We start from the raw sequence: 6,556 nt of genomic DNA on the forward strand, positions 1-6,556 counted from the left end.
TGAGTGCCGCCGCAATTTTCTATAGATTGAAAGAATCCCATGTTAGAAACCGTCGCACAACCCTGGATGTGGGCAGCCTTTATCGCGTTTGTCCTTAGTATGCTTGCGCTCGATATCTTTGCGCTAGGTGGCTCTAAGTCGCATAAAGTCGGCGTCAAAGAAGCGGCGATCTGGTCACTCGTGTGGGTGTCCCTGGCTTTGCTGTTTAACACAGGTATGTATTTCTATTTGAAAGACATTATCGGTGAAACAGCGGCGATGACTAAGTCCATGGAATTCTTGACAGGCTATGTAATCGAAAAATCCTTGTCTGTCGATAATGTCTTTGTCTTTTTATTGATCTTCGGTCACTTTGCAGTACCAGAACAATATCAGCGCAAAGTCTTACTGTACGGTGTCCTCGGCGCAATCGTGATGCGTGTAATCATGATTTTGGCGGGTAGCTGGGTAGTTTCTCAATTCGCCTGGGTTTTATATTTATTCGGCGTTTTCTTAGTGATCACTGGTTTGCGTATGCTGGTCGCTGCGGAAAAGGAACCCGATCTTGAAGCCAATCCGGTTTTAAAGTTCGCAAAAAAATTGCTACCTTTCACTAAAAATTTTCACGAAGAAAAATTCAGTATTATCGAAAACGGCAAACGCGTATTTACACCGCTTTTATTGGTGCTGATCTTGATCGAAATCTCCGACGTGGTGTTTGCGGTTGATTCTATTCCGGCGATTTTCGCAGTGACAACCGATCCTTTTATCGTGTTCACTTCAAATATCTTTGCGATTATGGGATTGCGTGCCTTGTATTTCTTGTTGGCTGACATGGCAAATCGTTTCCATTTATTGAAATTCGGTCTGGCCTTTGTCTTGATGTTCGTTGGTACCAAAATGTTGATCGTGAAATGGGTGCATGTTCCGACGAATATTTCTTTGATGGTGATCGGTACGATTTTAGTTAGTTCGATTGCAGCTAGTTTGATCGCGACACGTAAAAAAGAGGAGTAAAAAAGTAAAAAAAGAAATTTGTATTGATAAGTGTGACTAACGCTATTTGGCACTAGTCACTAAAAGTTCCCTCCTTAGGGCGCATGGCTAATTCGGCATGCGCCTTTTTTTTATATCTTTTTTCTATTTGCAAATAAGGGTGTTCGCTGTCATTGATGCTGACCATCTCAAATTTTCCACCGCGCTCATAGGAGAAACCACCTAGCACAGGCGAAAATTCCAATGCTCGCGCTGCACAGCTCAAAATCCAGTTTTTAGGTGTGAAAACAGAAATCACGTATAATCTACGCTTTTCCTGCGCCGATTTGGTACTCAGATTGCGGGCGCGTAATAAGTACAGCTAAAACAAGTGCAGCTAAAACCAGACATTTTTTAGCACCTTGCCAATTAGGCTCACTCATTACCCGATCCGCATTCTTTGCCTGATCGGGTTTTTAGTTTTTAGCGAGCCCATTATGTCTACCGTACGCACTCCATCCGCCACCGAAGCCCGCCTGCGCGAGCATCTCCAACAACGCATCCTGATTTTGGACGGCGCGATGGGCACGATGATACAACGCTATAAACTCGACGAAGCGGCCTATCGCGCTGAGCGCTTTAAAGACTTTACTGGCCCTGAAGGCGTGCGAGAATTGTTCGTCAAGGGCAATAATGAATTACTCTCGCTGACGCAGCCGCACATTATTCAAGAGATACACGAGCAATATTTGGCAGCCGGTGCCGATCTGATTGAGACCAATACTTTTGGTGCCACCACGGTCGCGCAGGACGATTACCACATGGCGCATTTGGCCTATGAGATGAACGTCGCGTCTGCCAAAATTGCCCGCGCTGCCTGCGATAAATATTCGACGCCCGACAAGCCACGTTACGTCGCTGGCGCACTTGGACCCACTCCCAAAACCGCGTCGATTTCTCCCGATGTGAACGATCCCGCCGCGCGTAATGTCACTTTTGATCAATTGGTCGCCGCCTATCACGAGCAAGTACGTGGCTTGATCGATGGTGGTGCCGATGTGCTGTTGGTTGAAACGATTTTCGATACCTTAAATTGCAAAGCCGCCTTGTTTGCAATTGATCAGTATTTTGAAGAAAGCGGTAAGACTTGGCCGATTATGATTTCTGGTACGGTCACCGACGCTTCGGGACGCATTTTGTCCGGCCAAACCGTACCCGCTTTCTGGAATTCTGTACGTCACGCGAAACCTTTGACCATCGGTCTGAACTGCGCGCTCGGTGCAGCTTTGATGCGTCCGTATGCCGAAGAGTTGTCCAAGATCGCGGATACCTTCGTTTGTATTTATCCGAACGCGGGTCTGCCAAATCCTATGAGTGATACCGGCTTTGATGAATTGCCAGCCGATACTTCGGCCTTGTTAAAAGAATTTGCCGAAGCAGGCTTTATCAATATCGCTGGTGGTTGCTGCGGTACCACCCCTGGTCACATCAAAGCGATTGCCGATATCCTCGCAACACAAACACCACGCGCTATACCAACGATAGAACCAGCGATGCGCTTGTCAGGCTTAGAGCCGTTCACGATTGACGCGCAATCTTTGTTTGTGAACGTCGGCGAGCGCACCAACGTCACTGGCTCAAAGGCATTTGCGCGTTTGATTTTGAATGAACAATACGACGAAGCCTTGGCAGTAGCACGTCAGCAAGTCGAAAACGGCGCACAGATTATCGACATCAATATGGATGAAGCGATGCTCGATTCGCAGGCAGCGATGACACGCTTCTTGAATTTGATTGCGTCTGAACCCGACATCGCCCGCGTACCTTTGATGATCGATTCTTCCAAATGGGAAGTGATCGAAGCGGGTCTGAAATGCGTACAAGGCAAAGCCATCGTCAACTCGATTTCCATGAAGGAAGGTGAAGCGCAATTCTTGCATCACGCCAAACTGTGTAAGCGTTATGGCGCAGCGGTGATCGTCATGGCCTTTGATGAAAAAGGCCAGGCGGATACTTACGAACGCAAGATAGAAATCTGCAAACGTGCTTACGATTTGTTAGTGAATGAATGCGCGTTCGATCCTTACGATATTATTTTCGATCCAAATATTTTCGCGGTGGCGACAGGGATTGAAGAACACAATAACTACGCAGTCGATTTCATCGAAGCGACACGTTGGATACATCAAAATCTGCCTGGCGCCAAAATCAGTGGCGGCGTGTCGAACGTGAGTTTTTCTTTCCGTGGTAACGACCCTGCGCGTGAAGCTATTCACACCGTGTTCTTGTATCACGCGATTCAAGCCGGCATGACCATGGGTATCGTCAACGCCGGCATGATAGGCGTGTATAGCGAACTCGATGCGGAATTGCGCGAACGCGTAGAAGACGTGGTCTTGAACCGTAGAGCGGACGCCACCGAGCGCATGATTGAATTCGCGGCGACCTTAAAAGCAGGTGGCAAAAAAGAAGAAGCGACCTTGGAATGGCGTAATGAATCCGTGGAAAAACGTCTAGCACACGCGATGGTGCACGGCATCACCAATTGGATCGTCGAAGACACTGAAGAAGCGCGCGTCAATGTGATGAACGCGGGCGGTCGCCCGATTCAAGTGATCGAAGGCCCGCTGATGGCGGGTATGAATATCGTCGGTGATTTGTTCGGCCAAGGCAAAATGTTCTTGCCGCAAGTGGTGAAATCTGCCCGTGTGATGAAACAAGCGGTAGCGCATCTAGTTCCTTTTATTGAAGAAGAAAAGAAACGCAGCGGCGATAATAAACCGAAAGGAAAAATCGTCATCGCCACCGTCAAAGGTGACGTGCACGACATCGGCAAAAACATCGTCACGGTGGTCTTGCAATGTAATAATTTTGAAGTCGTCAACATGGGCGTGATGGTGCCTTGCTCAGAAATTTTGGCAAAAGCCAAAGCAGAAAATGCCGACATCATTGGTCTCTCCGGTTTGATCACACCATCCTTAGAAGAGATGGCTTACGTCGCCAAAGAGATGCAACGCGATCCGCACTTCCGCATGATGAAGATTCCTTTATTGATCGGCGGTGCAACGACTAGTCGCGCCCATACCGCAGTGAAAATCGCGCCGAATTACGAAGGTCCTGTCGTTTATGTAGCGGATGCTTCACGTTCGGTATCGGTCGCGCAATCCTTATTAACGCCAGAAACGCGCGAGCAATACATCGCCGAACTCGGCACTGATTACGAACGTGTACGCACTTTGCATGCGAACAAAAAAGCCACACCGATGGTGAGTTTGGCGCAAGCACGTGCGAATAAAATGAAGCTAGCTTTCACTGGTGACAAAGCGCCAGTACGGCCAAAATTTATTGGTCGTCGCGTATTCAAAAACGTGGACTTAGCGACGATTGCCAATTACATCGATTGGGGGCCATTCTTCCAGACTTGGGATTTAGCAGGCCCTTTCCCCGCGATTCTGAAAGACGAAGTGGTCGGTGAAGCAGCAAGTAAAGTCTATGCCGAAGGCCAAGCGATGCTGAAAAAAATCATCGAAGGCCGCTGGCTCACTGCTAACGGTGTGATCTCGTTGTTACCAGCGAATACAGTGAATGATGACGACATCGAAATCTACACCGACGAAACGCGCCAAGAAGTCGCTTTCACGTATTACGGCACACGTCAGCAAACCGAAAAAGCGATCATCGACGGTGTCCAACGTCCAAACCAATGTTTGAGTGATTTTATTGCCCCTAAAGATAGCGGTATCGCCGACTACATCGGCATGTTCGCGGTCACCGCAGGCTTAGGCATAGAGAAGCACGAAAAACGCTTCGAAGACGCGCACGATGATTACAGTAGCATCATGCTCAAATCCTTAGCAGACCGTTTGGCAGAAGCTTTCGCCGAATATCTGCACGAACGCGTGCGTAAAGATTTGTGGGGTTATGCTTCTGACGAAGTATTGAGCAATGAAGAGCTGATCAAGGAATCGTATTCCGGTATTCGTCCTGCACCTGGTTATCCAGCCTGCCCTGAACATACAGTGAAGACCGCGATGTTTAAGCAGATGCAGTGTGAAGAGATCGACATGTTCATCACCGAGTCATGGGCAATGATACCGGGTGCAGCGGTGTCGGGCTTCTACTTCGCGCATCCTGAGTCTAAGTATTTTAGTGTTGGGAAGATTGCTGAGGATCAGGTTGAGGATATGGCTGCTCGGCGTGGGGTTGCTAAGGAGGAGGTTGAGCGGTGGTTGGCGCCGAATTTGTGATTTTTTTGAGAGTTTTACTTCCTCTACCGTATGAAAAAACAAAAATCGACTACTTGGTCAGATGACAAACTAAGATTCAATGTTGAAAAACTTCGTGGATCTGAGATTGCCTCGGAAATTGGCGAGTGTATTAGCTCAATCAATCAGCGTAACCTTTTTCTACACTACCATTTTAGTCAAATCATTGATTTATTGAAGGATCAAGATGAGATTCATCAGGTTAATCAGATGGCTCTTCAAATACGTATTGGTGCAAGAACATCCGAGGAAATCGAAGAATTCTATAGTAGCCCAAATGTTTGTAGCGATATTGCTGCGAATATCTACGCCTTTATTCAGAGCAAGCATGCAGTGATTGATATGCTTTCGTATGTGATTTGTTTGGCATTAGATTACAACCCAGAAAACAATGAATTTCGAAATTTTGAATTTGCCAAGAGGAGTCTGAAAAGTTCTGCCCATTCCAGTACTTTGAGCGATGCCTTGAATAAAATCTGTGGAGATCACAATTTTAATTATTTAAAGGAATTAACAAATACTGCAAAACATCAACGACTCGTCAAAATTACATTTGACGGTGAGTTAAATGCCCCTCAATTTGAAGCCTTTAATTCTTTTCCCCAAAAAAATGTCCTAGCTTTTTTAGAAAAAATTCATGACTCGAATGGTCAGCAAGTAATTGACGTTCTAAAAGAGTTGGATCGTTTGATCGAAAAAATATTCTAAACTTGGTAAGTCGCAATATTTTCGTAGGGTGGGTTAGCGGCAGCGTAACCCACCGCTCACAGCTTAAATCACGTATATCGCTTGCTCCACTTCTCGCTAACGAGGCACTGCATTTTTCTCTTCTGTATTCACCTTCACACAAACTCATCGTTCACAGGTCGGGTGTGGCCCGACAGCCACTTACTTTTCTTTGCTTCGCCAAAGAAAATGTAAGCAAAAGAAAGGCGACCACGCTGACACTGGCCTTCGGCTTCCCAATTGTGCAGGACAAAAAATGGGAAAGCCTTGAAACTCGCTGCGCTCAAACACAAGGCTTTCTTTATCCATTTTCTGTCCTGCACAATTGGCAGTGTCAGAAGTGGATGAAAGTCAAAGGCAAAGTCAAAATCAACAACAATATCGACCGTCAAGGCGCTCAACTAAGCTAGAAAATCGAAGCGTCATCCCTGCGTAGGCAGGGATCCAGTGACGTTAGGCTTTTAAGCCGCTAGATTCCCGCCTACGCGCACTGCTGTCCGGAATAATTTTCTTGACAGTTTCATGTAAATAATTGTGTTTGAAGTTGTTTCATTATTTCCTCCTTTTGTCGTCGTTTTCGTTCTCGATGTTCGTCTAAACCTTTACACTGA

General features: G+C 46.7%; 4 protein-coding genes. 3 read left to right on the plus strand and 1 reads right to left on the minus strand.

Going from position 1 to position 6,556, the window contains the following annotated elements:
• Nucleotides 1-39 precede the first annotated feature (39 nt).
• The 3 genes from ACFFJH_RS16190 to ACFFJH_RS16200 all read left to right on the plus strand — a co-directional run bounded on the left by ACFFJH_RS16190 (nucleotide 40) and on the right by ACFFJH_RS16200 (nucleotide 5,927).
• Complete coding sequence (locus tag ACFFJH_RS16190) at nucleotides 40-996, plus strand: TerC family protein (RefSeq protein ID WP_390213981.1); 957 nt, start codon at nucleotides 40-42, stop codon at nucleotides 994-996.
• Between the two features lie 455 nt (nucleotides 997-1,451).
• Nucleotides 1,452-5,201 (plus strand): methionine synthase, encoded by a 3,750-nt coding sequence (gene metH, locus ACFFJH_RS16195; protein ID WP_390213982.1) that lies wholly within the window; start codon nucleotides 1,452-1,454, stop codon nucleotides 5,199-5,201.
• 30 nt (nucleotides 5,202-5,231) lie between these two features.
• The gene (locus ACFFJH_RS16200; RefSeq protein WP_390213983.1) at nucleotides 5,232-5,927 is read left to right on the plus strand and encodes a hypothetical protein; all 696 of its coding nucleotides are present in this window, start codon (nucleotides 5,232-5,234) and stop codon (nucleotides 5,925-5,927) included.
• Between the two features lie 134 nt (nucleotides 5,928-6,061).
• Here the strand turns inward: ACFFJH_RS16200 and ACFFJH_RS16205 are convergent, their stop codons facing one another.
• Complete coding sequence (locus tag ACFFJH_RS16205; RefSeq protein ID WP_390213984.1) at nucleotides 6,062-6,337, minus strand: hypothetical protein; 276 nt, start codon at nucleotides 6,335-6,337, stop codon at nucleotides 6,062-6,064.
• Between the last annotated feature and the right edge of the window lie 219 nt (nucleotides 6,338-6,556).

This window comes from Affinundibacterium danionis, from assembly GCF_042432465.1.
GTDB classification, from domain to species: domain Bacteria; phylum Pseudomonadota; class Gammaproteobacteria; order Burkholderiales; family Burkholderiaceae_D; genus Undibacterium; species Undibacterium danionis.

Excerpts from the sequence above, each read along its gene's own strand:
- ACFFJH_RS16190 (WP_390213981.1), top strand. The coding sequence starts at position 40 with ATGTTAGAAACCGTCGCACAACCCTGGATGTGGGCAGCCTTTATCGCG.
- metH (WP_390213982.1), top strand. The coding sequence starts at position 1,452 with ATGTCTACCGTACGCACTCCATCCGCCACCGAAGCCCGCCTGCGCGAG.
- ACFFJH_RS16200 (WP_390213983.1), top strand. The coding sequence starts at position 5,232 with ATGAAAAAACAAAAATCGACTACTTGGTCAGATGACAAACTAAGATTC.